Origin of the sequence: Mesorhizobium sp. M0923 (assembly GCF_040319365.1) — a bacterium.
Lineage (GTDB): Bacteria > Pseudomonadota > Alphaproteobacteria > Rhizobiales > Rhizobiaceae > Mesorhizobium.
In genome coordinates this window covers 42105-66261 of the sequence record NZ_JAMYNW010000021.1, presented here as the reverse complement: position 1 = coordinate 66261, position 24157 = coordinate 42105, and the positions used below count along the sequence as shown (strand labels likewise).

Annotated in this window: 18 protein-coding genes and 5 pseudogenes; 6 read left to right on the top strand and 17 right to left on the bottom strand. The window is 59.8% G+C overall.

Features of this window, described 5'->3' with window-relative positions; translation table 11 throughout:
* Window positions 1-36 precede the first annotated feature (36 nt).
* The 4 genes and pseudogenes from NKH89_RS35880 to NKH89_RS28020 all read right to left on the bottom strand — a co-directional run bounded on the left by NKH89_RS35880 (window position 37) and on the right by NKH89_RS28020 (window position 3319).
* Entirely contained in the window at window positions 37-1245 is a 1209-nt protein-coding gene (locus NKH89_RS35880) for a peptidase M16 family protein (RefSeq protein ID WP_502896266.1), read from the bottom strand.
* A 451-nt stretch (window positions 1246-1696) separates the two neighbouring features.
* On the bottom strand, window positions 1697-1891 hold the full coding sequence (locus NKH89_RS28030) for a hypothetical protein (RefSeq protein WP_023722909.1): 195 nt from the start codon (window positions 1889-1891) through the stop codon (window positions 1697-1699).
* 352 nt (window positions 1892-2243) lie between these two features.
* Window positions 2244-2540 (bottom strand): annotated as a pseudogene (locus tag NKH89_RS28025) (nicotinate-nucleotide diphosphorylase); the annotation flags it as partial.
* Window positions 2541-3019: 479 nt separating this feature from the next.
* Window positions 3020-3319, bottom strand: coding sequence for a Y4lK-related protein (locus NKH89_RS28020; RefSeq protein ID WP_023722911.1), 300 nt, complete (start codon window positions 3317-3319; stop codon window positions 3020-3022).
* Window positions 3320-4048: 729 nt separating this feature from the next.
* Here NKH89_RS28020 and NKH89_RS28015 point away from each other — a divergent pair.
* Complete coding sequence (locus tag NKH89_RS28015) at window positions 4049-4198, top strand: hypothetical protein (RefSeq protein WP_023721628.1); 150 nt, start codon at window positions 4049-4051, stop codon at window positions 4196-4198.
* A 112-nt stretch (window positions 4199-4310) separates the two neighbouring features.
* A complete protein-coding gene (locus NKH89_RS28010; RefSeq protein WP_084642947.1) occupies window positions 4311-4502 on the top strand; it encodes a hypothetical protein in 192 nt (63 codons plus the stop codon).
* Window positions 4503-4529: 27 nt separating this feature from the next.
* Here the strand turns inward: NKH89_RS28010 and NKH89_RS28005 are convergent, their stop codons facing one another.
* Window positions 4530-5138, bottom strand: coding sequence for a S46 family peptidase (locus NKH89_RS28005; RefSeq protein ID WP_023721626.1), 609 nt, complete (start codon window positions 5136-5138; stop codon window positions 4530-4532).
* Between the two features lie 12 nt (window positions 5139-5150).
* Here NKH89_RS28005 and NKH89_RS28000 point away from each other — a divergent pair.
* Window positions 5151-5792: pseudogene (locus NKH89_RS28000) on the top strand (IS630 family transposase); the annotation flags it as partial.
* A 55-nt stretch (window positions 5793-5847) separates the two neighbouring features.
* Here NKH89_RS28000 and NKH89_RS27995 read toward each other — a convergent pair.
* From NKH89_RS27995 to NKH89_RS27980, 4 genes and pseudogenes are all read right to left on the bottom strand, one after another.
* Window positions 5848-6618: a GntR family transcriptional regulator gene (locus NKH89_RS27995; RefSeq protein ID WP_023721624.1), complete on the bottom strand. Its 771-nt coding sequence runs from the start codon at window positions 6616-6618 to the stop codon at window positions 5848-5850.
* 18 nt (window positions 6619-6636) lie between these two features.
* A pseudogene (locus NKH89_RS27990) lies at window positions 6637-7266 on the bottom strand (TCP-1/cpn60 chaperonin family protein); the annotation flags it as partial.
* A 504-nt stretch (window positions 7267-7770) separates the two neighbouring features.
* Window positions 7771-7913 (bottom strand): annotated as a pseudogene (locus NKH89_RS27985) (IS21 family transposase); the annotation flags it as partial.
* A gap of 194 nt (window positions 7914-8107) precedes the next feature.
* Window positions 8108-8833, bottom strand: coding sequence for an FkbM family methyltransferase (locus tag NKH89_RS27980; protein WP_023721622.1), 726 nt, complete (start codon window positions 8831-8833; stop codon window positions 8108-8110).
* A gap of 268 nt (window positions 8834-9101) precedes the next feature.
* Here NKH89_RS27980 and NKH89_RS27975 point away from each other — a divergent pair.
* From NKH89_RS27975 to NKH89_RS27965, 3 genes and pseudogenes are all read left to right on the top strand, one after another.
* Window positions 9102-9567, top strand: a pseudogene (locus NKH89_RS27975) (IS6 family transposase); the annotation flags it as partial.
* 473 nt (window positions 9568-10040) lie between these two features.
* The gene (gene wecB / locus NKH89_RS27970) at window positions 10041-11183 is read left to right on the top strand and encodes a non-hydrolyzing UDP-N-acetylglucosamine 2-epimerase (RefSeq protein ID WP_023721620.1); all 1143 of its coding nucleotides are present in this window, start codon (window positions 10041-10043) and stop codon (window positions 11181-11183) included.
* A gap of 633 nt (window positions 11184-11816) precedes the next feature.
* Window positions 11817-12011 (top strand): site-specific integrase, encoded by a 195-nt coding sequence (locus NKH89_RS27965; RefSeq protein ID WP_023721618.1) that lies wholly within the window; start codon window positions 11817-11819, stop codon window positions 12009-12011.
* 1240 nt (window positions 12012-13251) lie between these two features.
* Here the strand turns inward: NKH89_RS27965 and NKH89_RS27960 are convergent.
* From NKH89_RS27960 to NKH89_RS27925, 8 genes are all read right to left on the bottom strand, one after another.
* A complete protein-coding gene (locus NKH89_RS27960; protein WP_245278698.1) occupies window positions 13252-14142 on the bottom strand; it encodes a sugar kinase in 891 nt (296 codons plus the stop codon).
* A gap of 152 nt (window positions 14143-14294) precedes the next feature.
* Complete coding sequence (locus NKH89_RS27955; RefSeq protein WP_031194753.1) at window positions 14295-16376, bottom strand: FAD-dependent oxidoreductase; 2082 nt, start codon at window positions 16374-16376, stop codon at window positions 14295-14297.
* A gap of 203 nt (window positions 16377-16579) precedes the next feature.
* Window positions 16580-18235 (bottom strand): GMC family oxidoreductase, encoded by a 1656-nt coding sequence (locus NKH89_RS27950; RefSeq protein WP_352466339.1) that lies wholly within the window; start codon window positions 18233-18235, stop codon window positions 16580-16582.
* A gap of 13 nt (window positions 18236-18248) precedes the next feature.
* Entirely contained in the window at window positions 18249-18947 is a 699-nt protein-coding gene (locus NKH89_RS27945) for an SDR family NAD(P)-dependent oxidoreductase (RefSeq protein ID WP_023721612.1), read from the bottom strand.
* On the bottom strand, window positions 18944-20503 hold the full coding sequence (locus tag NKH89_RS27940; RefSeq protein ID WP_352910722.1) for an aldehyde dehydrogenase family protein: 1560 nt from the start codon (window positions 20501-20503) through the stop codon (window positions 18944-18946). The genes NKH89_RS27945 and NKH89_RS27940 overlap by 4 nt, the downstream gene beginning before the upstream one ends.
* Window positions 20497-21231 carry an enoyl-CoA hydratase/isomerase family protein gene (locus tag NKH89_RS27935; RefSeq protein WP_023721610.1) on the bottom strand — a complete coding sequence of 245 codons (735 nt, stop codon included), beginning with the start codon at window positions 21229-21231 and terminating at the stop codon, window positions 20497-20499. The genes NKH89_RS27940 and NKH89_RS27935 overlap by 7 nt, the downstream gene beginning before the upstream one ends.
* Window positions 21224-22837, bottom strand: coding sequence for an acyl CoA:acetate/3-ketoacid CoA transferase (locus NKH89_RS27930; RefSeq protein ID WP_023721609.1), 1614 nt, complete (start codon window positions 22835-22837; stop codon window positions 21224-21226). The genes NKH89_RS27935 and NKH89_RS27930 overlap by 8 nt, the downstream gene beginning before the upstream one ends.
* Before the next feature lie 153 nt (window positions 22838-22990).
* Entirely contained in the window at window positions 22991-24037 is a 1047-nt protein-coding gene (locus NKH89_RS27925; protein WP_023721608.1) for a LacI family DNA-binding transcriptional regulator, read from the bottom strand.
* Window positions 24038-24157 lie beyond the last annotated feature (120 nt).

Below are 24157 nucleotides of genomic sequence, written 5' to 3'. Positions count from 1 at the left end.
ATCTCCCTTTGGGCTCGATCTCTCCCGGTAAAAGCCTCACAAGGGGAGAAGAATGGCGAAATTGGAGCCCGGGCCCATCCTTTGGCGTCCACGCGCGGGCCGATCACCATAATGGCGGGTTCGGCCGAAAGCAGCTTCTTTGCCGCTGCCTCGACTTGGTCGATCGATGAGGGCGGCGCGGCGCTGGTGTAGCCGATGCCAAGACCCGACAAGCGTGGCTGCAATCGAACTGGAGGAATCCAGATTGTTGGTAGCATAGGTGCCGATCAGATAGTTCTTGCTCGCTTTTAGCTCGGCCTCTGTCGGCCCTGTTTCCGCCAACCCCCTGATCACGTGGCGTATCCGCCGAGCGTCTCGGCCGCCCTGTCGGCGCGCGTCGCCGTGGTCACGACAAGCGCATTGGAATGCTGGTAGTCTTTCAATCTGGAATGGATACCGTAAGCAAGGCCGCGCTTTTCGCGCACTTCCTGGAACAGACGTGAGGTAAATGGCGAGCCTCCGAGTATTTTGCTTATCAGCTGTGCGGCTTAGAATTCCGAGTCGCTGCGTCCGATGCCGGGAAAAACAAGCTGCAGCGAAGTCTGCGGCGGGTCGTAGGCGACCAATTACGCCGGCCGAGCTCGGGGCGACATCGGCCACCGGCGCGATCGCCTGCTTCTGAGGCAAATCGCCGACCGAGTCGTGGAGCCTTTCACTCAGGCCTTTGGCATCAATGTCGCCGACGACCGCTACGTGCAGCCCGTCACCGACGAAAGCGGCCTTGTGGAGGGCGCCTAGATCGACCGGCGTTATGCCGGCGAGGCTCTCCTTGGTGCCCCTCGTCCGGCCTCGAATAAGGATGCGTGCCGTAGATTCTGCGCCGCTTGGCGCGGATGCGGTCGACGGGCTCCTGGTCGAAGCGGGGGCTGTTAGGCGCGAGCCTGAGCAGATCGAAGGCGGCGTCCTTCCGTTCGGGCAGCATGCGCATCTGCCATAAATGCCGTCGCGCTGCGCGTCGAAGCTCATCTCGGCCCCGGCATGGTCAACCGTCGCCTGGAAGGCATCGCTGTCGAGATCGCCGGCGCCCTCGTCGAACAGGCCGGTCATCAAATTGGCCAGTCCCTCCTTGTCAGCCGAGTCCTGCGTGGTGCCGCCGTCGAAGACGAAGCGGATGGCTCCGGTTGTGGTGACGGGACGGACGATAAGCAAGGTTCGGGGCGAAGTGATTTGTTCCGCGGCGGCGGTATGTTTTGGTGAGGTGATCATGCGACGTCTTCTTTGGTCGGGCACGTGTTTGCGGATGATGATGCATGTACCGTGCCAAATGAGAAAACCATTTATACGCAGTCTGGTAGATCTGACCCTGCTACGTTGCGTATCCGACATTGTCGGAAATTGGACAGCGCCGAACGCGAAGCGGCTCGGGGCTTGTGACGATGCTTGCGCGTGCTGCTGCGGAGGGGGATATGAATGCGCTTCGAACTGGCGCGAGGCCTTCGAGGATGCCGGATTCTTAGCAAGGAGAAGTTGCTGGCGGACGACCGCCCATCCGAACCGTTTGGACGAGAATCACCCCTTAAACGGGGTCCTCATTCGGCACTCTCGCTGCGGCCACAGCCTAAGTTGCACCGACAAGGTGCGCCTGGAGCAGATCAATCTTGGCGCGGCCGTACGTTTGCCGCTTGATGAGTTTGAGCTTGGTGATCTGGCCTTCGGTCTAGCCATTCGACCACGGAGAGATGATGGCGTTGCGGACTGCGGCGATGTCCTTTTCGACCCTGTTTGCAAAGGAGCCGACGAGGCTTGCCTTCGCGCCGTCCAGCCGAGTGTCCAGTTTTGCGGCCGCCTTTGATCGGATCATCTGCTGAAAGTCGTCGATCAGCGTTCGCGCGATGACCGAGGTCAGGAACATTGCTCTCGATTGCCCCGATCAGTACAGCGTCCGATTTGGACAGGTCGTCACGCGCCAGCGTCATGAGCTTGGCCATGCTTCGTGCCGAAGGCGTGCGGGCAAGTGCGCTTTGATCGGTCCTTTCAGCAAGGCGTCTGCGCCGCGCCCATTCAGAGACGACGCCGATCTGGCCACGAAAGCCTTTCTTGCGCATTTCGCGCCAAGTCATGTGCTTGACCTGGCGGCATCGTCTTCGTCGAAATCGTTGCGTCCATTTCCATCCTGTTCCCTGGTTTCTGACCTTTACGGCTTCTCTGCTAGCCGCTTGACGGTGACCGGAAAACTTATCCGCCCGGTGCCGTCCATCAGTCGATTATGAGTCCCGATAATCAAGTCCGATATCCAAGATCGGCGCGCTATGGGTCAGCCAGCCGATGGAGACCAGATCGACGCCCGTCGCAGCAATCTGCGCAGCCATATCGAGCGTAATCCGGCCCGATGCTTCGGTGACCACCCGCCCGGCAACCATCGCCACCGCGTGGCGCAACTCATCGACCGACATGTTGTCGAGCAGGATAGCGTCGGGGGCGAAGCCAAGTGCCTCCTCCAACTGGATCAGCGTATCGACCTCCACTTCGATTTTGACGAGATGAGCTACGCTTGCTCGCGCCAGCCACGCTTGCGGCGGCAACGCTCGTCATCCGCCGCTCTATAACCCTCGACAAGGGCCTCAATGCGATTTCAGTCAAGATGCAATCTCTCCGCTCTCGAAGGCGAGAGACTGGCAAGGCACAAGCAGGAGCGACATTCCTATTTTGCCAGATCAGGACATTTCATAACGCTATTATGGAACTCGGCGGCGGTTTTCTAGCTGTTGCTTGGTTCTCTCCTGCCGCAGCTACGAAGTTGTGGATTCTCTCAGTAAACTGCGGTTATCGGGTTGAACTATGGTGCCAGAGTCAGAAACGACAGCACATCGCAATGCCACTGGGGGGCTGACCGACCCTTGTCCGTGGTGCCCAGTACGAGAAGACCAGGTTATTGCCCTGTTGGGCAAACCACAGCTCATTGGCGTCAATACCCGTCCGGAAGTCGAGCTCGTCATGTCGGTGAAGGAGCCGGATTCGACAATCGTATCCGACCCGTCCTTTATGCGTTCCAATTTCGAGTGCCTGTTTTGTGCGGTCTCCGGCCGTCGTTTGTCGACGACGTGAGTTCTATGTACCGACCTATCGAGCGAAGATAGGCAACGATCTCCGGTAGCAGGTGATCACGATCGCCAAACTCTTCCACGATTCTTTTTACCTTGCGCCAGGGTACCTTCCCGTCAACATCGCCCAGTGAATAGCCTAAGTGACCGATCGCACAGATATCACAGCCAGCCTCGATCACCTTGTCGACGAAGGCGGGAATCTCGCTCGCTTTCATTAGCCGCATGTTGCTGGTCATCGCAGATATCTCCGTTGGTGGTCGGCATGGAAATTGCGCCGACGCTCAAACGTGCTTGAATGCGCGCACCTTCGCTACCTGTGCACTTGCACAGCTTGTAGGCAGGCCTGCAGAAGGCGCGGATCGAGTGTTCCTGCGCATTTGTTCATTGTTGGCACCCCGGACACTCAACCGTGTTGCTAGAACAACCCACCTGCTCCGTTCCAACAGCAGCATTGGCCACCGGAACGCTCCCCTTGCGCGCACTGAAAGCCGGCGCTCAGGCAGTCGGAGTCAGTCATGCCGAGGCGCCATTTCCTTTTCCCCACAAGTCGCACGAGCCGCACGCGCTCTTTTCGCTCTGGAGTCCAGTAGGTTGGGTCTGGGTTGGCTCAATCGAGGGGATGGGCGTCTTTCCATTTAGCTATAGGCTAGGAAAAGCTCCTTAGATCCCGCAGTCAGGAGTCCACCAATCGGTCGAGATGGCTGCGAACCGCGTTGCGGGCGGGATTGGGTGCTCCGACGGATCGATACCCAATACCTGCGCCATTTGTTCTTCGATGGCATTATCGCCCCCCGCGTATAGCTAAGTGGTGTGTACAAACCTGATCTACACGACCTAGCGCGATTTGGAGCCAACCGGCCTGGGACCTGGGCGGCCGCCTCGCCGCCTCTGGCTCTGCGCCGCAAAATCGGGCCGGTTCCGCGTCCGCATCGAATGACGCCGGTTAGAGGTGGTCTCGGAACGGGGTGCTCGGCATTTATGATCCGACCGAGCGCCAGCGAGTGATCGTCGGCGGGCTGGACGGCGGCATCATGTTAGGGGACTACGGCCTCCAGGCGCGCGAGGAATGCCGAGACCTCGGCGCCGATGTCGGCCGGTTCAGTCACCGTGGGTGACGGCCTAGCTACTCCCCGATCATCCGCGATTTAATTCAAATTTGTCTGTAAATATTGACGATTGCGCGACCTTCACCTCGTAGACGGCAATGGGGTGGTTAGAGAGGGTCCTATGACAAGCGATTTTTCCGCCGCCCGAGTGCATTTAGATCGAGCGTATGACTACCTTTGTGGCGATGACCCGATGAGTCGAAGGGGACGCCAAGCCTTGGACCTGCTAATTGAGGCGGTTGCCGTCGAAGAGTTCAAGCAGCCACGCCAAAACGCGGAGGTGCTAAGGTTTCCGATTGGGCGCCGCTCCTGAGGCAATCTCCACGGCCGCCATGTAGCCTCAGGTGAGGCGCTCACCGGACGGTTGCGCCGCCACTATGAACCATGGTGAGCAAATCCTCCAGAAGGCCAAGAAGCCCGCCCCGCATGAGCCGAGGCGGGCAATAGAAAATGGGGTGCCCAAGCGCGTCCATGAAACAGCGCCGCAGGTAAAATTCAGCAGAATGTCCATCCTGGCGCCTTCAACGGCGATGCGCAGCCAGTTCTTGGGCCGGTAGGGCACGTTGTCGCGCGCATATGGCCGGGAGGAACCATCAGGCGCGACATAGGCGCGACAAAAGCCGAAGTGGCCCGTGTGGCGCGGCCACATCCAGTTATCCGTTTGGCCGCCGAAGTTGCCGATGCGGAGCGCGGGCGCATAGACGAGGCGCACGTCCTCAATTTCGAGCTTCTGGAGGAGATAGTAGGAGGCGCCGCCATAATGGGCCCCTACGTCGCAACGGTGATTGGGCTGTCCTTCACATGCGGCGATCAGGGCCTTTTTGTTCGTGGCGAGCCGCTCACAGCGGGCAAACCCGTTCAGCTTGTCTGAGAGGCTCTTGAGCATTTCGGCGGTCACATCCCGCATGTCCTCGATCACATAGATGCGGCTGCCGGGCGCCGCGGGCAATTCTTCACCCAGTTCAAGCTGTCGAGCGATCCACTGTTCGTCGACAAGGTTGGCGACATCGTCGGGCTCTACCTGTCACCGCCCAACAGGGCAATGGTTTTGAGCGTCGACGAGAAGAGCCAGATCCAGGCACTCGATCGGGAGCAACCGGTCCTGCCGATGATGCCGGGCGTGCCGGAGCGCCGGACCCATAGCTATGTCCGACACGGCACCACCTCGCTGTTCGCGGCGCTCGATGTGGCGTCCGGCTTTGTGATTGGCAAATGCTACAAGCGGCACAGGGCGACCGAGTTTCTGGACTTCCTCAAGCAGATTGACGCCAATGTGCCGCCCGATCTCGATGTCCACGTCATCATGGATACCACAGAACCGCGCTGGTCAGGTTTCTGTCGCGCCGGCCTCACTACCATGTCCACTTCACGCCCACATCGGCATCCTGGATCAATCAGGTCGAACGCTGGTTCGCTGAACTGACCCGAAAGCAGCTGCGACGCGGCGTGCATACCTCAACCAGCCAGCTCGAGGCCGATATTCGCACCTTCATCGAGCGCCACAATGAGAACCCAAAGCTCTATCGATGGACCAAGTCCGCGGACGAAATTCTCTCGTCCGTCAGGTGTTTAGGCCGAGCAGACCTTATGTGGCGAACTTTAGGTTCACATGACTAGCTAGCTGAAAACTTTGCAACACATCCCTTCGCAGTTGGGCATCATCTGCTCCGGCCGATCAATTGGCGGGGTTGAGCGATCGAGGCGCTCTTGCGCTCGATCCAGCCAGTGTAAATGTAGCGATCGGCCCGGTAGGACGAGGACGAAAAGTAAATAACCTGATCGGTCGCGTCGAAGGCGGTACGGTCGATTTGCAGTACCGCAGTGCCGCTAGGCACGTCGAGTGCCTTTGCCAGTTTGGCACGCGCGGTGCCGGCCCTTATCTCCTGCCTGGCTCGCGCCAGAGTCACACCAAGTTGCCGCTCGAGAATCTCGGTGAGAGAGGTGTCGGCAAGGTCCACTTTTTCGATCTGGCGCCCTATTGCCGCAGGAAGCGAAACCGTCTCAACAGCTACGACTTCGTCGTCAATCGTTCTCACGCGCTCGATGTTTAGTACTCGTTCATCGGTTGGCACATTAAGTGCGGTTGCAACCACGGCGTCAGCGGAACGCCAGTCGACCGTCACATGCCTGGTACCCGGCCGGAAGCCACGCGCTACCGCTTCTTCCGAAAATCCTGAAAAAGTGAGCAGGTCCCGGCCGATGTGACGCTTGGCAACAAACGTCCCCTTGCCAGCGCGTCGATAAAGCAAGCCTTCACCGACAAGGGCAAGCACCGCCTGTCGCACCGTATTGCTGCTGAGTTCGTGCTGTTTCATCAACTCCATCTGAGTGGGGAGCTGATCCCCAGCATTGAAGACCCCGCTCTCGATCTGAGACCGAATGATATCCGCGAGCTGAATATGAAATGGAGTTCTACCGGGCTGAACCATGCGGTCTCCTTAAGCCGAGATCACGCCTTGGCCGAAGAGATCGCCGAATTCGCCGGTCTGGGCGTCCGAGCCATAGGTACAGCCTCGCGCAGCTTGCCGATGACGATGGAGCGGTTTGCCCCGCTGTTCTCCGCGATCTGGCGCGCGGGAGCTTCGATGGCGCGCCGCACGATATCGGGGCCGTATCTCTGGTCGGCGTTGTCGGCGGCGACCGCCTCGAGTGCCTTGGCGGCTCTGAGCAGCGCCACGCCGCCGGGCAGGATGCCCTCCTCGACCGCGGCACGGGTGGCATGAATGGCGTCGCCGACCCAATCCTTGCGTTCCTTGACCTCGACCTCCGTCGAGCCGCCGACGCGGATGACGGCGACACCCCGGCGAGCTCGGCCAGCCGCTCCTGCAGCTTCTCGCGATCCAGTCGGAGATGGTCTCCTCGATCTGCGTCTTGATCTGGGTGACACGCCTCTGGATCTGCTCCTTCTTGCCGGCGCCGTCGACGATCGTGGTGTTCTCCTTCTCGACTGTCACCCGCCTGGCGCGGCCGAGCATGTCCAGCGCGACATTCTCTAGCTTGATACCGAGATCCTCGCTCATGGCGGTGCCGCCAGTCAGGATCGCGATATCCTCCAGCATCGATTTACGGCGGTCGCCGACCTCGAGGTCCAGTGGCTTAGGCTGGCCGGTTTCATTGCGTGCGTCAGGACCGGCGGCGATCACTTCGCCCTCCTGCAGCTTTTCCTTCGCGATGTCGGGAATGGTGATGCCTCGCTGGCCGTCTTCTCGTCGGCTTCGATGCGGCGGACGAGGATGCGGTCATCCAATGAACGGAACGTCATGTCGTTCTCCTTCAGGACAAACAGATTGCAACAGGCTACCCCGATTCGGACCGACAGGGCTTGGTGCAGGGCTCGCGCGACCCTTTTTCGGCATCGCGCGCACATGCGGATTAATTTTGCTCCGTTCTCCAAGAGTGGACTGGCCTATGAAGTTCCGACCCTTATGCCCTGCTGTGTTGATTGCGCCATGGGACGCATTGACCGTTGTCTCGATGCGGACGAGACGAAGTTTCACAGGGCCTATCCTGAGCCTATGAAATACGTCTTCGGCGCGTTCAGGGCCTGCGCTCGCGGGACATGGAGCTGAGGCCGTCTCCAGCAGCAAGGCGTTGAGTTCCTCCAGGTTCTTGAAGCGCAGCCTTGGGGTGAAAAAGCGCTCGCGCCCAGCCTGACCTGGTTCTCGACCCGACCCCTCTCCCAACCCGACGCTGAAGTGCAGGCCACCGGCTCGATAAGATAGTGGCCGATCCCAATGCATGGCCAAACAGCGGTATCGACGCCCTCATGCCATGGAATTCCCAGCGCTGAATGGCCTCAGCTCCCGCTTACGCTACATGCGGCGATATGCGCTTCATCTGATTGCCACGCGGCACCCGAGGACGGACGTTGGCAGGCTTGGTGTACGTTCAATGACGCGTTCGATTTGGGCCGCTGCATCAAGTCAATCGCTCGAAGACGACGTTGATGTCAGTCATTGCAGCAAGCCGGTATGATCTGCATTCCATTACATTGATGATCCGATCCCTATTGCCCTTTAGATAATGCTCGTTTGGCTCGCATTGGATGACAGCAGGTCTGATGCACTCGTAGTCAATGGCCTTGACGAGATCGTGATCCAGTCCTTCGCAATCGATCGATAAGAAATCGATCTTATTGGCATAAGGGGCCAGTAGTTCATTGATACCGATCGCGCTCACCTCGATATGTTCTCGGATACCTCCTATACCGTCGAAGTCCCCGAAACTTTCAACGTGTGCTTTATCCACCGACGAAAGCTCATGGGCGTTTCCGATGAAGAGCGTCGCAGACGCTTGCGGAGCGGGCAAGACAACGGATCGAACGAGAACGTCTTCCGGGCGAGCAGTCCTGATCAGCGCTTCCAATTCAGGATTGGGTTCAACCAGAACACCTCGCGCGCCCCGTTGGTACATAAGAAAGGTATTTGAGGTCGAGATGGGGTGATTAGCGCCGATCTCGACATAAAACACACTGGCCCAAGATCTTTGACTCTTGCAGAGTTTTGCAGCCAGAATTCCTTCGACAATAACGTCTTCTCCGGCTTGTGCGTAACTAGCCGGCGCGAAGTGCTTTATCCGAGAGTTCGGGAGATTGAGCCTAGTGACCTCTTGGTTTATTGACTGGTTTTCGAAGTGGGACAACATAGCTCGACCTCCAATGTATTGGACAGGGGACCGCTACGACCGGTTGTCGCGACGGCCCCTGCTCATAATCCCCGCAATCAGCGTGCCACGTGCCGAATGCGGTGCTCCTTACTCAACAAGAGTGAAACACGCGCGCCCGCTGGAATGGCCGCGACACTTTTGTCGGGTTCGCGACATCAGCGCCACCGTCCGGCGACTTCCCGAGGATGTGTTGCAAAGTTTTTGGTAACCAAGCGCATTGGGCTCCGGTGTTCCTCGGAGAGTTGAGATATTCGAAGGCCGCCATTTCGACCAATCTGTGATCTTGCTTTGCATTCGCTCGCATCTGGCCTACGGACTGAGCCTACGCTGATCTTCGAGAAATGATGGCGGAGCGTGGCATTAGTGTCGATCATTCAACGATCCATCGCTGGGTCGTTCATTTCGCGCCGCTGCTGATGGAACGCTTTAACCGGCGCAAGCGCCTCGTGACCGGCAAATGGCATGCGGACGAGAACTACATCAAGGTCCGCTGGCGATGGATGGACCTCTATCGCGCCATCGACAGCGTCGGCGACACCGTCGAGTTCTGGTTCAGTGAATCCCGGGATTTGCCGGCCGCCAAGCGTAAGAGCGTTGGCACGCCATGACCGTGCTGATCGCATCGTCATCGACGCAGGCAGACCAACCGGGAAGCCATTGTTTCCTGCGATGCCACAAGTCGATTGCAGGATTGCTCCCGGCGCCGGTCGAAAGCCGACCCGCATTTGGCAAAGCCGGCCAGCTTGTCCGACGCAGCGATTTGCTCTTCGTCGCTAAGACTGCGTCGTGTGTCGGCTTTGTCGAGCCCGTGACACGAAGTTCGGTTGGGCGAACTTTTTTCTGTTTGCTAAGTAGCTGTAAGCAATCACAAATTGTTTTTTAGCTCGATCAGCCAATGTGGCACGAGTTTTGTGCCTCCTCGTTGAGGAGTGGCGGCAGCAATTGCCGCCATCATTGATGCCGGGGTCAGTCGCGATGGAGGAAGGCGATCCGCGTCAAATCGCGTACTATGGCAAGGGTACATCCTCGTCGTCCGCTGTGAATGGACAAGACGTGGTTCGCTTCGGCCCTGATGATGGCGCCTATGGCCCCTTAGGCGATTCCTTGGCGACTGCGGTCTCCGACGCCCCCAGGCCACGCAAGACACTAGCAGAGAGCGCGCTCACATTTATTTGGAGAGACGATCATGCCCAAGGTGGCATTCATTTTCGGTACTCGTCCTGAGGCGATTAAATGCGCCACAGTAATTAAGGCGATGAAGCTCGACCGCAGGTTCGAGCCCCTCGTTGTTTCCACGGGGCAGCATCGCGAGATGCTGGATATCGCTTTAGCGGAATTCGGTATTCGACCCGACATCGAACTAAGCGTCATGCAACCTCGCCAGACCTTGTCACAGGTCACATATCGAATACTGGAAAGGCTCTCCGGGCAAATAGAACAATGGGGGATCGACGCGGTAGTCGTTCATGGCGATACCGCGAGCACCCTGGCAGGAGCCCTGGCCGCCTTCCAGCACCGTATCCCCATCATCCATATCGAGGCGGGCTTGCGTAGCGGCAACATTGCATCGCCATATCCAGAGGAGGCCAATCGGCGCCTGGTCGCCCAGATAACGGATCTCCACCTGGCGCCGACGATTCGTAGCAGCGAGAACCTTCTCCGCGAAGGTGCCGCTGAGGATCGTATCACGGTCACCGGGAACACGGTCGTCGACGCCCTTCACTGGGCGGCCGAAAATGCCCCCGCCTTCGCCGAGCCAGCGCTTGCCGACCTGAAGAACGAAACGCGGCGGATCGTGGTCGCCTCAGCACATCGGCGTGAATCGTGGGGCGCACCGATGCACGAGATCGCAAAAGCTCTTGTGCAGCTATCATGTCAGGAGAACGTGCGTGTCATCATCCCATTGCACCAGAACCCGGCAGTGCGCGAAGTCATTTTGCCCTATTTAAGCAACCAGGCGAATATTACGGTGGTGGATCCTCTGCCGTACCGCAACTTCTGCAGCCTTATGCTGCGCGCGGACATCATCATCTCGGACAGCAGCGGCGCAGAGGAAGAAGGCCCTTCACTCGGCAAACCGACGCTCGTTTTAAGAGAAATCACCGAGCGGCCGGAGGCTGTCGAAGCTGGCACGGCGCGCCTTGTGGGCCGCAGCACCGCCCGCATCGTGAGTGAAGCGACCCGGCTGCTGCGCGATCCGGACGAATATTCACGGATGGCCCAGCCCGTGGACGCCTACGGCGATGGAAAGGCGACAACTCGGGTCATCGGTGCAATCGCGAGATATTTCGCTGCGCACACCGCGCGCGAGTCGCAGCTGGCCAACTGATGGGCCGCCAGATCAGCGGCGTGGCGCGGGACCGTTCGCTGCCCTCCACGCCCTCCGAAGAACACCACCATATCGAACTGACCGGACCGGGCGATGACGACAAAAGAGAGAAGGTCATGGCTAGGAGTAACAATCCGACGAGATCTCAATTTCTCCAACGCTGTGGTGTGCCTATTCCCATGAAGCCCGCCCCCGATTCCGAAATGAAGCGCCCATACCCAAGGATCAGGGATTCGTCCTCAGTTCCCGGGGCAACCGCCTCTCGGCGACCGGCCTGCAAAATGGCTTTGCCGAGGTCCGTAAACTCGCCGACTTTGATGGCGGTAAGCCGTTTAAGGCCGCACGATCACCGGTTTGCCGTGACCCGCCTCAGCCTCTGGCACCAACAGCGCGCAGACGTTCAGGCGCTGGCCACATATCTCGGCCACGCCAGTTACACCGACACGGCCTACTACCTGAGCGTGCCGCCCTCGATGGAGGCGCAGCACGAGCGAACACCGCACACCTGCTCGTAGCGCCGCTCCTGGAGTCCTATTTCCGCCGGCGCCTGACCAAGCAGCGGAACGCGACTCCCGCGACCGTGGCCAGCTATCGCGACGCCTTGCGCATGCTGATCCTTTTGCCGCCGCCCGGTTGCGGAAGAAGCCGGCGGCGTTGACGCTCGAAGAGCTTGATCGAGACCTTGTTCTCGCTTTTCTCGACGAACTCGAGGAGAAGCGGAACAATTCCGTCACCACGCGCAACGCCCGCTTGGCCGCGATCCGATCTTTCTTCCGACGTCGCTTGCCGCCGACCCGGCGTTCTTCGGCGTTGCCCAACGCGTGCTGACGATTCGCATTAAACGGACGCACATTGAGGTGACGTACCACCTCACCAAGGCCGAAGTGGACACCCTCATCGCGGCGCCCGATCCAAAGACGCCCCGTGGTCGGCGCGAGGGACAAACTGAGGGGGTTCGCCCGCCCGAGGCAAAGCATGATCCGCGTAATGGGATCCGCGTCGATCCTGCACGTAGCGCAGCCGAAGGCGTAGCGGAGGAAGGACTGGGAGACCTTTTTTGCTTGCGAGGGAGAGAAGGCAGGGCCCTCTTTCCCTCTCTGAGGCAGACAAAGTCGGCCGCGATCGCGGCCGTCACTCTTTGAATAGAAAGCAGCCGTCGTCACCGGCTAGCGCCAGGACGGCTCCCGCGGTGAATGGCAAGAAGAGCTAGCGACTTACCATCACCAACTCGTATTACCCGAGCTGGCGCACTATGCTGATTGCGGGCCGTGCTGTAAACGGGCGATATCCCAATCTGGTGTATTGATGACGGCGTTCTGGCCGCGTTGGCTCCGTGCCGAAGGCATAGAGCGGTTTCGCGAAGCGACGCGCCCATATTCTGGCAGGCCCACTAGATTCCAAGGTGGCGTCCAGTCAACCAATTCGGTTACATTGATTGGAACGAACACAGAAGATCAACGTCACTTTGGCAGGAGCAATGGCAGGACCTTTCGAAGAATGGATTTCTCACCTCGGTTTACAGCAGATCGACGATCCATAAATTGACAAGCCGGTCTATCGGAAAACCAGCTTCGGCGAACTGGAGTTAAGCGCCGAAATCGAAAAAAAGATCAGCACCAGCCTTCGCAACGCTCGCGACCGACGGAAAATCCCGCGTTCAAAGCTAGCACCCATGCTTGGGCTCAGCGACTAGGTTTATAATCGTTACGAAAACGCGGTTTCACGGCTGACCGTCGGCCGACTGCTCCACTTTTGCGAGGTGCTGAATATTTCACCGGTGGAGATCCTATACCCCGTCGTGCTGCATCTTTGCGGTGAAGACCAGGCCGAAGCGGAAACTCCTATGGCGATCGTTGAAAAGCTGGCGAATTTCGACGGGCTCACGGCTTCAAGCCATTCTGAGCTTTCTTCGTCACCTGAAGACGAAGGAGACTGATGAAGGCCGCAACGGCATCGGCCGGTATCTGGATCCCGTCTCGCCGGCGACGCACTGGTGGCCGTCGCGTCGCGACGGTGGGCATATACGAGCGTTGTTTTCCAATGCTGGTGTGGTGCAAGCTCGACAGGACTACGCAGCCATACGTGTGCGGATTTCTCTCAGATAAGGGATGGAATCGACCGCGCCGGTCTTCTCAACTGCGAGGGACGCCGCAGCACAAGCGAACCGGGTGGCCGCCTCTGGATCGCCGCAGCGCAAAAATTCAGCCAGAAAGGCACCATCAAAAGTGTCACCAGCAGCCGTCGCATCCACAAGTTGCGCTGAGTAAGCGGGTATCCGAATTCTCATATCGCCACCAGCTACAATTGCGCCTTCTTCGCCTAGGGTCAAAAGGACCGTTTTGACGCCGTGTCGAAGGAATTCGTCGCAAATGGCATCCGGATCCGATAGCCCGAGCAGGGCTTGTGCGTCCTCCATGCTCGGAAAGAGAAAGTCTATTTGTGGCAATGAAGCTGACAAGGTTTCCCACGCCGCTGCCGGCGTCCATAGACTGCGCCGCAGATTGGTATCAAAGGAAACCTTGGCACCTGCCGATCTGGCCATCTCCATCGCTGTAAACGAAGCGTCCCGGCAAGACTCGGAAATAGCCTGTGATATCCCGCTAAGATGAAGAAATGACACTCCCGCGAACATGCCTGGTGCGAGATCACTGCTTGCCAGGCGGCAGGCAGCCGAGCCGGCGCGCCGGTAGGAAAAGCTATGACCATCAGGACCATACTCTATGAAATAGATACCGGTTGGCGCGGCAGCATCACGGATGACATGCGTCGTTGCGATGCCTTCGTCGTGATACAGCGACCGGATACGCTCGCCCAGGCTGTCCTCCCCAAGGCGGGTTATCATCCCTGCTTTCGCGCCGGATCTGGCTGCGGCGACCGCGCAATTCGACACATCGCCGCCAATGCCCGGCTTGATCGTTCCGTCCCGCCGCCACGCGAACTCGAACAGGGGTTCACCCATGCAAACGATGTCAGCCTCTCCACCACCCATACCACACCTCATTGTCCGTCTCCGGTCGCCCTTCGGCTGGCGTTTAGGCCTCAGGTTCCCTCAGTTCCAGATATTCCATGCGGATGTTGACGACATCACGCGCACCGCGACTAGGTATCTTCTTAGTCAGAACCGCGATCAAAGATCCGGCCGGTCAGCCAATCTGGCCAATCGCGTTCGAAGAACGACCCAGCACTCTCGTCGAACGAACGGATTGGACGTGTTGAAACCACCATTTCGACGCCGTCCAATCGGACAATGATCTGTTCACTCCGCTGGGCGTCGCGCTCCCTCCGGAAGCGATAGTCTTCCAGCGGGCCTGTCCTCGCGAGCGGAAGCGATTCACCTTCTCGATCGCATATTGCGCGGGAACCGCGGCTCCCTCCGCCTTGGCCAATGTAATGGTCCAAAGCGGTAAGCACCGCTTCGGAAGCTAGCGCCATTTGCCGCCATTGTATTGACCGCACCGCCTCAGCAGGTCGTTTGTACCTAATGCCATTTGCGCGAATGCTTACATTGAGTCTTCGAGCTTCTGCGAGGGCCTGGCTTACCCGCTCGCCGTCGCAGATCATACCGGCCGCATCGCTCATCCGCGCCTGGATCGTGGAACGCGCCGACTTGATCGTCAGCGAGCTGTCGGGGCGCATGATCGTGAAGAGCGCCGCGATGCCCGCTTGCGCAGCTCGGGCAATGTCGACCTTCGGCGCTACTTTTGCTTTGCCGCTGGCTGCAATGTGCTCGGCCGCTCGGGTGCCAAAGACCTGCCCGGCATTAAGCGCGGCTCCGCCGGGCCGCGTCACGCCGTGCGTACCAGCGGCCTCTCCGATCGCATAGCAGCCGGCAAGGCTACTGCGCCCCCAAACGTCCACCATGATGCCGCCGTTCATGTGCTGGTTGTTGACGGCGAACTCCAACGGTTCCTTGGTTATGTCTATCTTGTAGCGACGATAGAGTTCGATCGCGAGCGGGTTCATGTGCTTCAACCGCTCGATTGGCAAATGTTGACCCGCGCCGGCATTGCCGAGATAGGAACTCACGTCGTCGTCCAACCGTTCGAGGGAGAACGGCAGATCGCCGGGCATGGGCAGCGGATTCCGGTTGAAGTCCATGAACACGCGCCGCCCCGCTGCGGACTCGCGATAGATCGCAACATCTATGAGACTCGAGCTGAAATCGAGCATCCGCGTGGCATGAAAAGGCCATTGATATCCCTTGCGGAACAGGTTGGAGGCCATCTCCTGTGTGCTGCGATAATACTGGGCAAGGAAGTGGTGCTCATTGCCCTCCGCGTCAATCGAATAGACATGCGGAATCGCCTGGACATAGGTGCCGGACAGATTCCAGGGAAAACCCTCCCGGCGCGTGCCTATACCGAACTGGCTCTCCGTAAGGTTGACCAATTCGATACCAGCTTCGAGCGCAAGGCCGAGCGACCCGAAGCAGCCGTTGGGATAGACACTATCACGATAAAGTTCGCCGGGACCGCCCGCGGCAAGCACAAGGACCGAGCACTCGAACAGGGCAAGGCCGAAGGGGTTTGTTGTTGTTCGGTCGTTGGGGCGCATCGTAAGAATGCCGGCGACGTGCCGATCCGTCCCCTCCCCGCAGGTGAGGATTTTGGCAGCCGTAGTGTGGTTATAGAACGGAACATCAAGACGGATCGCCTCTTCGGCAAGCACCTTGACCATCAGACGTGACGTGCGTGGACCGCAACTGGTGGCACGACCCACCTCGTCGTGGTCGGTCTTGTATCTGAGAGTGCCGCCCAGCGCGTCCTGAGGCAGTGGAAGGCCAAGAAACTGTAGCGAGGCCATCATGCGAGACGAGCCCACGGCCTCCACATAGGCAATATCCTCATCCATCGCGCCGCCGGCGCGTATTGCTCGCGCCATCGCCTTGTAGTTATCTCCCTGATCCGCACTGTTGGCCGTATGCAGCGTCTGCTTGTCAGAGCCGGAGCAGGCCGACGTTCCACCCCAAGCGCTTTGACTGACGATAACCACCTCTTTCCCACGCCGCCTTAATTCCACCGCCGCACGCAGCCCCGCCGCACCGGAACCGACCACTACACAACCGCATCGATAGACCGGGACTTGAAGGTCGCCGTGGACCATTGTACCGGACGGAGCCGTCTCCGACCGTAGTCGCGGCATATCGACATCGGTCATGGCGTCGAGAATGTGCTGCGGGACGTCAATCGTCATAAGACTGCTAAGATCCTTGTGTCATCAGGGAGCGCATTTTTGCCAGTGATTCATCACCATGAAATGCCAACCGGATGTGTCAGCACGAATTTGGCCGATCAGTGCGTGCATGCGCGGGATATCTTGGCCGACGAGAACAGCCGGAAATCGTAACATTCGCCCCATTTCCCTGCTCACTTCGTGGCGGCGGATCATGAGTGCACCTATTGAATGTTGTTGCGTGCGCGGGGGCGCGCGTCGTTGCGTTCATGCTCGAAAAGAGCCGGCGGAAGCGGGGCACGATTGCGTATTATGTCGGATCCCTTCTCGCCCACCATGATCGTCGGAGCATTGGTGTTGCAGGACGGCACCCGCGGCATGACTGAGGAGTCGCAAACGCGTAATCCCTCCAGCCCATGGACCTTGAGATCGAGCCCGACGACGGCCATGGAATCGAAACCCATCTTGCACGTGCCGACCGGGTGGTGATCGGTCTTGGCATTGGCGCACCCGTAAATGAACAAGTCTTCGTCCGTCACGGCCTTTGGTCCAGGCAGGCGCTCGGCCATCACGAAAGGTTCCAGGGCGGCCTGCTGCATGATCTCCCGGGCGATCTTCAGGCCCTCAATCGACATTTTCCGGTCGTGCGGGTCTTCCCAATAGTTGGGGTCGATCAGCGGGGCCGCCGAAGGATCGGCGGAAGAAAGTCTAACCGTGCCGCGAGAGCGCGGGTGCAGATAGGCGGAGTTCAGCGTCACACCGGCGCTCTTCAGCCGCTCGACTCCCGCCTCGATCCCGGAGCCGAGGCCGAGGTGGAACTGGACGTCGGGCGAGCGGGCCTCGGGGTCCGCATACCAAAAACCGCCCGTCTCGAAGAGCGAGGAGGCGACCGGACCAGTGCGGAAGAGTACGTACTGGATACCGGCCCAGAGGGTGCGGTGCAGCTTCGCCACGTTGTCATAGGTGTGGTCGCCGGTGCATTCGCAAATGACGAACAGGTCGAGATGGTCCTGCATGTTCGAGCCAACCCCCGGTAGGTCGTGTTTCACCTGAACTCCGACAGATTTAAGATGATCGATCGGGCCGATGCCCGACTGCAGGAGTAACTTAGGCGACCCTATGGCGCCGGAGGAGACGAGTACTTCGCGTTCCGCCCGGATCGCTTCGATGCCCTTCGCAGTCACGACCTCCACGCCCACGGCGCGGGTGCCTTCCAGCACGATGCGGGCGACGCGAGCGCCGGTGCGGATCGAAAGGTTTCTCCGACCCTTGATCGGCGACAGATAGGCCATTGAGACGGAGGAGCGACGGCGATTGCGTTGCGTAAGCTGGTAGAAGCCGACGCCGGCCTGCTGGCGACCGTTGAAGTCGTGGTTGTAGGGAATGCCGAGTTCCTGGCCGGCGCGGATATACGCGTCGCAGATCGGGAGATTCGAGACTGGCATGGAGACGCCGAGCGGCCCACCATAGGAATGGTAGTCGTCGGCAAAACGCTGGTTGTCCTCAGCGCGCTTAAAATAGGGCAGGATTTCCCGATAGCTCCAGCCTTCGCAGCCGTCGTCTGTAGCCCAGAGATCGTAGTCGGCTGCATTGCCGCGCGTATAGAGCTGTGCATTGATTGAAGAACCTCCGCCGATCACCTTCGCCTGCGTATAGCGCAGCACTTGGCCTTTCATGTGCTTCTGCGGCACGGTTTCCCAGCCCCAACTCGCCACGCCCTTGGTCATCTTGGCGAAGCCCGCCGGCATGTGGAACAGCGGGTTCCAATCTCGGCCGCCAGCCTCCAGCAACAACACGCGCACGGCCGGATCTTCAGAAAGCCGGTTCGCGAGCACGCAGCCGGCAGGCCCGGCTCCGGTGATGATGTAGTCGAAGCCCATTCTGTTGCTCCCTTCAGAGGCGTGGAATTGAAGAGCCCCCGTCGGCTTCGATGATCGTTCCCGTCGCAAAACCCAAATCGCCGGAAGCGAGTGCCGTGCAGATTTTGCCGAGGTCTGCTGCTTCTTCCCCCCGCTCGATGCCGGGCCGCACCTCAAATACTGATACTCCCGTATCCATGATATGAAATGCCACCCCCTGGTAGAATGCCGCCAGCTCGGCCTTGCTGATGCAATAGTCCGCGCGTTCGGGCGAACTTACCTCGGGTGAGACCGACGTGATGTTGATGATGGACCTGGGTACATCCGCCGCGCTCCTCACGAGCATTGCCTTGACCACAGCAAGCGTAAAGAACACCGTTCCCCTTAGGTCCATCGCGATCGTCTTATCGAAGTCCGCCGGCACCAGGTCGAGGAAGTCACCTGGTACGACTGCCATGGAGGCATTGCTAACAAGGCAATCGACACGACCAAATCGCGAAAGGACGCCCGTTACCGTTTCTTCATGTCGGGAAACATCAGCGATATCGGACTGCAGATAGGCGGCTGCCACGCCATAGGATTCTAGTTTTGCGACAGCATCCTGCCCGTTGTCGGGACTCGCGACCCCAGTGATCGCCACATTGTATCCCGCTTTTGCAAAGGCGGTCGCAATTCCGAGATCGATGCCGTGGCTGCCAGTGACGACGGCGACGGGCCGTGTGGTCGTCTTCATTCGGCGAGGTCCCGGTCGGTGCGTTGGCCAGGCCAATTTTCCTGTCGCGGCATCCACCAATTGGTGCGGCCTCCGATGTGCATGTTGAGTGTTTTTGTTTCGGTGTAGTCCTCGACCGCGCGGCGTCCGAGTTCGCGACCGAGCCCGGATTGCTTGTAGCCACCGAACGGGAGCTCGGAGGCGCCATCCATGAAGGTGTTCATCCACACCGTTCCTACCCGCAAGCTGCGCCCGAATGTCAGGCACGTATCGAAATCGCGGCTCCACACACTGGCGGAAAGGCCGTAATCGATGGAATTGGCGATCTCGACGGCTTCCGCCGCCGTTTCAAAGGTGAGAACTGAAAGTACGGGGCCGAAGACCTCCTCACGTGCGATTTCCATATCCGGCATGACCGCCTCGAGGATTGTTGGCGACATAAAATGCCCCATCCCGAGATCGAGTTGATCGCCCCCGTGAACAACCTTCGCGCCGCTATTCTTTGCACTGGCGACGTAGCCCGCGATCTTCTCCAAATGCTGAGGCGTAATGATCGCGCCGACCTGCGTCGCTGGGTCCAGCGGATCGCCAACCTTCACGTATTTCGCAAGCTCTGCAACACGCTTGACCACATCCGACGCGATGCTCTTATGGAGGATTAGCCGCGAGCCGGCGTTGCAGCATTCGCCCGCATTGAAATAAGCGCCGAAGACGGCGGCGTCGATGAAGGAGTCGAGGTCCGCATCCGGGAATACGATCTGCGGATTCTTGCCGCCGAGTTCCAATGACACCTTTTTGAGGGTCTGCGCTGCATTCGTCATGGTGAGCTTTCCGACGCCGGTCGAGCCGGTGAACGAAACCATGTCGACCGCAGGATGGGACGTCATGATCGCGCCGACTTCGGGACCCGTGCCGGTGACGATGTTCACGACGCTGTCCGGAACGCCCGCTTCCTCAAGGATCTCGCCGAGAACGAGCGTCGAACCCGATGTCAGCTCTGAGGGCTTAACGACGCATGTACAGCCGGCGGCCAGCGCAAAGGGCAGTTTCTGGCTTAGGATCAGGAATGGAAAGTTCCACGGCGTTATGATGGACACGACGCCGATCCCCTCGCGCAGAACGACGCCTAGTGTGTTCTGCCCAAGCGAATTGTAGCTCTCGCCGTGCAGGTCGCGGGCAAGCGCAGCGGCATAGCGCCAGATGTCGACAGCGCCGGCGATCTCGCCGCGCACCTGAGTTATTGGCTTGCCGCCCTCGATGCAGTCGAGATAGGCGAGGTCTTCGGCGCGGCCCTCGATGAGATCGGCGGCCTTCAGCAGAACCCGCGAGCGCTGCGACGCCGTCGTGTGCGGCCACCGGCCGTGGTCGAATGCCTTTCGCGCCGAGGCGATGGCGCGCTCGGCATCCATCCTTGTCGCCGCCTGGTAGCGGCTCACGACGATGCCGTGGCTCGGCGCGTTCCGGTCGATCGTCCGGCCTTCTGCGCCGGCCGTCCATCTGCCGTCGATCAGCATCTCGAAGCCGCGCACGGGCGCGTCGGCAAGCGCTGTTGGCCTGATCTCTAACGTCATCACCATTCTCCCTTGAAGACCGCCGCGCGCTTCTGCGAGAAGGCGGCGACGCCTTCCTTGAGATCCCCAGTCTTGGCGGCCAGAATCGAGCCGAGCGCTTCGACCGCCGAACCATTGTCCTCGCCATTCGCGACGGCGATCATTAGCTTCGATATCTCGACGGCCGCCGGTCCCCGCGTCGCGACCCGCGCCGCGTAGGCCTTCGCCTCGATGACGGCAGCGCCGCTGTCCACGACGGCGTCGACCAGTCCGTACTTGAGGGCTTCCTCGGCGGAGAACGTCTCACCTCCCAGGACCATGCGGCGAACTCCCGGTATCATGCCGAGCCCGGTCTCCGGCAGGCCGATGCGGATATTTTGTTCCGCGATGCGGAAGTCGGCTGCGGCCGCGAGTTCCAGGCCGCCGCCGAGCGCGTGGCCGTTGAGTGCGGCGATCACCGGCATGCGCAGGGTCGCCAGACGCTCGAAGACGCGATGGCCGAAGCGGACCCAGGCATGGCCGAACTCGTTCGCCTGCATGGCGCCCCAAGCTTTGATGTCGCCACCGGCGCTGAAGGCTCTGCCTTCGCCGGTAAGCACCACCGCGCGGACATCGATCATCGCCTCGACCTCGTCGCAGATGGCGGCCAATGCCTTCAGCATGTCAATATCGACGGCGTTGAGCTTCTCGGGTCGAGCGATCGTGACGGATGCGACCGCGCCTTCGGCGGCAAGCCTCATGTGCGCGTCAGCCATTACATGCCCCCGCCAAGCTACGGGCCGGCTTCACGGCAAGCGACAGGCCGATCGGCCTGTCGACGAAGAGCGCGCCGTCCATGACTTTTAGGGTGTCGGACACGATCAGCGGGAACTCCGACTGTTCAAGAATGCCGGTGTTGAGATCGATGCCCGGCGCAATTTCAGTCAGCACGACGCCGTCCGGCGTCAGTCTCATCACGCCGCGCTCGGTGACATAGGTGATATCCTGGCGCTGTTCGATGGCTCGCCTGCCCGAAAAGGTGACGTGCTCGACCTCTTTGACGAGCTTCCTAAGCTTGCCCTCCTTCTCTACAACGACCTTGCCGTCCTCGACAGCGAGCTTGGCGCCGGCATTGAACATGCCGGAGAAGACGATCTTCCTCGCCCTTGCCGTAATGTCGACGAAGCCGCCGGCGCCCGCCGTGATATGAGGGCGGAACGAGAGCTTTGACACGTTGACGGAGCCGTCGCGGCCTATCTCTAGGAATGACAGCAGCGAGGCGTCGAAACCTGCCCCTTGGAAATATGTAAACTGGTAGGGCGAGGGCATGAAGGCGTCGGCATTCGCGGCGCAGCCAAAGGCGAAGTCAAGCAGCGGCACGCCCCCGACCGCCCCCTGTTCGATGACCCAAGTGACCGCGCCGTGCAGCCCTTCCTCCAGGAGAATGCGTGGGACATTGGCCGAAATCCCGAAGCCGAGATTGACGGCGCTGCCCGCCTCGAGTTCCTGCGCGACGCGCCGCGCGATTATCTTCTGGATGTTGAACTCCGGCACGCGAAAACTTTCGAGCGGCCGAAAAATCTCACCCGAGATTGCAGGGTCGTAGAGCGTCTGCGTTGTCTGTTTCTGGTCGGGATCGACGACGACGTAGTCGACGAGAATTCCGGGCACTCGCACGTCATGCGGCCTCATCGATCCGTCCTTGGTGATGCGCTTCACCTGGGCGATGACGATGCCGCCATTGTTGTGGGCCGCGAGCGCTTGGTCGAGGCCGCCGAGATAGGCGCCTTCGTGTTCGTAGGTCAAATTGCCGCGCTCGTCCGCCGTCGTGGCACGGATGATCGCTACCTGCGGCGCGATCGCCTCGAAGTAGAGGTACTCCTCACCGTAGAATTGGATTTTGCTCACCACGGGCCGGGCTTCCGCGGCCGCATTCATCGCGCAGCCCTGGCGGTTCGGGTCGGCGAAGGTGTCGAGCCCGATCTTGGTGATAACGCCCGGGCGCTTCGCGGCCGCTTCGCGGTGCATGTCGAAGAGCACTCCGGAAGGGATGTTGTACGCCGCCACGTCGTTGCTTGCGATCATTTGCCAAATGAGGGGCGGCTCGGCGGTGGAAGGACCTGAAGGGTAGGAGCCGCCGATGATGGTCTTCAAGAGGCCTTTTTGGGCTATGTAATCGACGCCGTTGATGCCGCTCATGTCGCCCGCGGCAATCGGGTGGAGCGTGGTCAGGTCGCGCGGATGCCCGGCGGCCTCGAAGCGTTCGCCGATCGCCTTCAGCATCAGGTCCGGGCAACCGAGCCCGCTCGAGGACGAGACCGACACGACAGCGCCATCCGGAATGAGGGCGGCGGCTTGGGCGGGGGTGATGTGCTTGCTCATTGCGGGATGCTCAAAGTCCTGGTTCGACGCGCATATGTCTTGGCGCGCCCAACACTGGAACTGACGACTGATACGACCTGCCTCGGCTTCCCCGCATACCAGTGACCCATTCGCGCGCGATCATGCTCGCACCGATCAATGCCCATCGAACCGTCATCCTAACTTCCCCTCTGGTTTGCTCTGGCCAGTTCCACAACTCTGGCGGACGACCAGCCTGACCGCCGCAATGATGTTCTCCGCATCTGCTTTTCCCGCATTGATCTGCTTCAGAAGGAGGTGTGCGGCGCGCCTGCCCATAGCTTGCGGATCGACCGAGATCGTCGTCAGGGCCGGAACCGCCGTTTTCGCCTCGATAACGTCGTCGAAACCTACCACCGCGAAGTCCCGCCCCGGTTCCATGCGCCGAGCGCGCAATCCATCACACACGCCAAACGCCACCGCGTCATTGAAGCAGACGGCCCCGGTCGGTCGATCGCTGATGGTCATCGCACGTCCGATGGCTTCCACGCCACCTGCTCTCGAGGGAATGGACGGAACAACTAACTCCTCATCGAACTTAAGACCACTTTCGTCCATCGCTTTGCGGTAACCAGACCGTCGCTCGGCAAACACAGCCGTATCTGGAAAGCCTCCCAAAAAAGCGATCCGGCTATGCCCTAGCGACACCAAATGCTTGACCGCCATCGCCACGCCGCCAACGTTATCAGACACAATCGACGACATTCTCGCGCCGGGCAGGCTGCGGACTACCACAACCACCGGGATTCCTGACGCCACGAGCGGCTTGAAGTCTGCTGCATCGGTGGCGCGGGCCGGCGAAACGATAAGCCCCGAAATTCCATGCTCACGCATCGAGGCAACCACCTCTCGCTGCCGGTCGGTATTTTCACTCGTATTTGAGAGGAACTGGACGAAGCCCGCCGACTGGACGACCGTGTCGACCCCTACGGCCAACTCTGCAAAGAAGCTGTTTGTAAGATCGTTCACCACGACACCGATGATGCCCGATCTGGCGCTCGCCTGTCGAAGGTTTGCGGCACCCCGGTTGTAGACATACCCCAACTCGCGCATTGTCGCGTTGACCTTGGAACGCGTCGCTTCCTTCACCAGAGGCGAGCCCTGCAAGACCAACGAAACCGTGGACTTGGAAACGCCTGCGGCTTTGGCGATGTCGATGACAGTCAGTCTCGCCTTTGACATCGCAACCTCGGTCTTCTCAAATTAGGCTTCAAACAATTGGAACGTTCCTAGCTTGTCAAGCGGAATTTTATGTAATGGGAGCGCCTGTCACCCGCCGCTTTTGTCATTGCGCCCCGATGG

What these genes read in the sequence shown, in the direction of transcription:
- NKH89_RS35880 (WP_502896266.1), bottom strand. Translation starts at nt 1,245, where the DNA reads ATGATCACCTCACCAAAACATACCGCCGCCGCGGAACAAATCACTTCG.
- NKH89_RS28030 (WP_023722909.1), bottom strand. Translation starts at nt 1,891, where the DNA reads ATGTTCCTGACCTCGGTCATCGCGCGAACGCTGATCGACGACTTTCAG.
- NKH89_RS28020 (WP_023722911.1), bottom strand. Translation starts at nt 3,319, where the DNA reads ATGACCAGCAACATGCGGCTAATGAAAGCGAGCGAGATTCCCGCCTTC.
- NKH89_RS28010 (WP_084642947.1), top strand. Translation starts at nt 4,311, where the DNA reads ATGACAAGCGATTTTTCCGCCGCCCGAGTGCATTTAGATCGAGCGTAT.
- NKH89_RS27995 (WP_023721624.1), bottom strand. Translation starts at nt 6,618, where the DNA reads ATGGTTCAGCCCGGTAGAACTCCATTTCATATTCAGCTCGCGGATATC.
- NKH89_RS27980 (WP_023721622.1), bottom strand. Translation starts at nt 8,833, where the DNA reads ATGTTGTCCCACTTCGAAAACCAGTCAATAAACCAAGAGGTCACTAGG.
- wecB (WP_023721620.1), top strand. Translation starts at nt 10,041, where the DNA reads ATGCCCAAGGTGGCATTCATTTTCGGTACTCGTCCTGAGGCGATTAAA.
- NKH89_RS27960 (WP_245278698.1), bottom strand. Translation starts at nt 14,142, where the DNA reads ATGGGTGAACCCCTGTTCGAGTTCGCGTGGCGGCGGGACGGAACGATC.
- NKH89_RS27955 (WP_031194753.1), bottom strand. Translation starts at nt 16,376, where the DNA reads ATGACGATTGACGTCCCGCAGCACATTCTCGACGCCATGACCGATGTC.
- NKH89_RS27950 (WP_352466339.1), bottom strand. Translation starts at nt 18,235, where the DNA reads ATGGGCTTCGACTACATCATCACCGGAGCCGGGCCTGCCGGCTGCGTG.
- NKH89_RS27945 (WP_023721612.1), bottom strand. Translation starts at nt 18,947, where the DNA reads ATGAAGACGACCACACGGCCCGTCGCCGTCGTCACTGGCAGCCACGGC.
- NKH89_RS27940 (WP_352910722.1), bottom strand. Translation starts at nt 20,503, where the DNA reads ATGGTGATGACGTTAGAGATCAGGCCAACAGCGCTTGCCGACGCGCCC.
- NKH89_RS27935 (WP_023721610.1), bottom strand. Translation starts at nt 21,231, where the DNA reads ATGGCTGACGCGCACATGAGGCTTGCCGCCGAAGGCGCGGTCGCATCC.
- NKH89_RS27930 (WP_023721609.1), bottom strand. Translation starts at nt 22,837, where the DNA reads ATGAGCAAGCACATCACCCCCGCCCAAGCCGCCGCCCTCATTCCGGAT.
- NKH89_RS27925 (WP_023721608.1), bottom strand. Translation starts at nt 24,037, where the DNA reads ATGTCAAAGGCGAGACTGACTGTCATCGACATCGCCAAAGCCGCAGGC.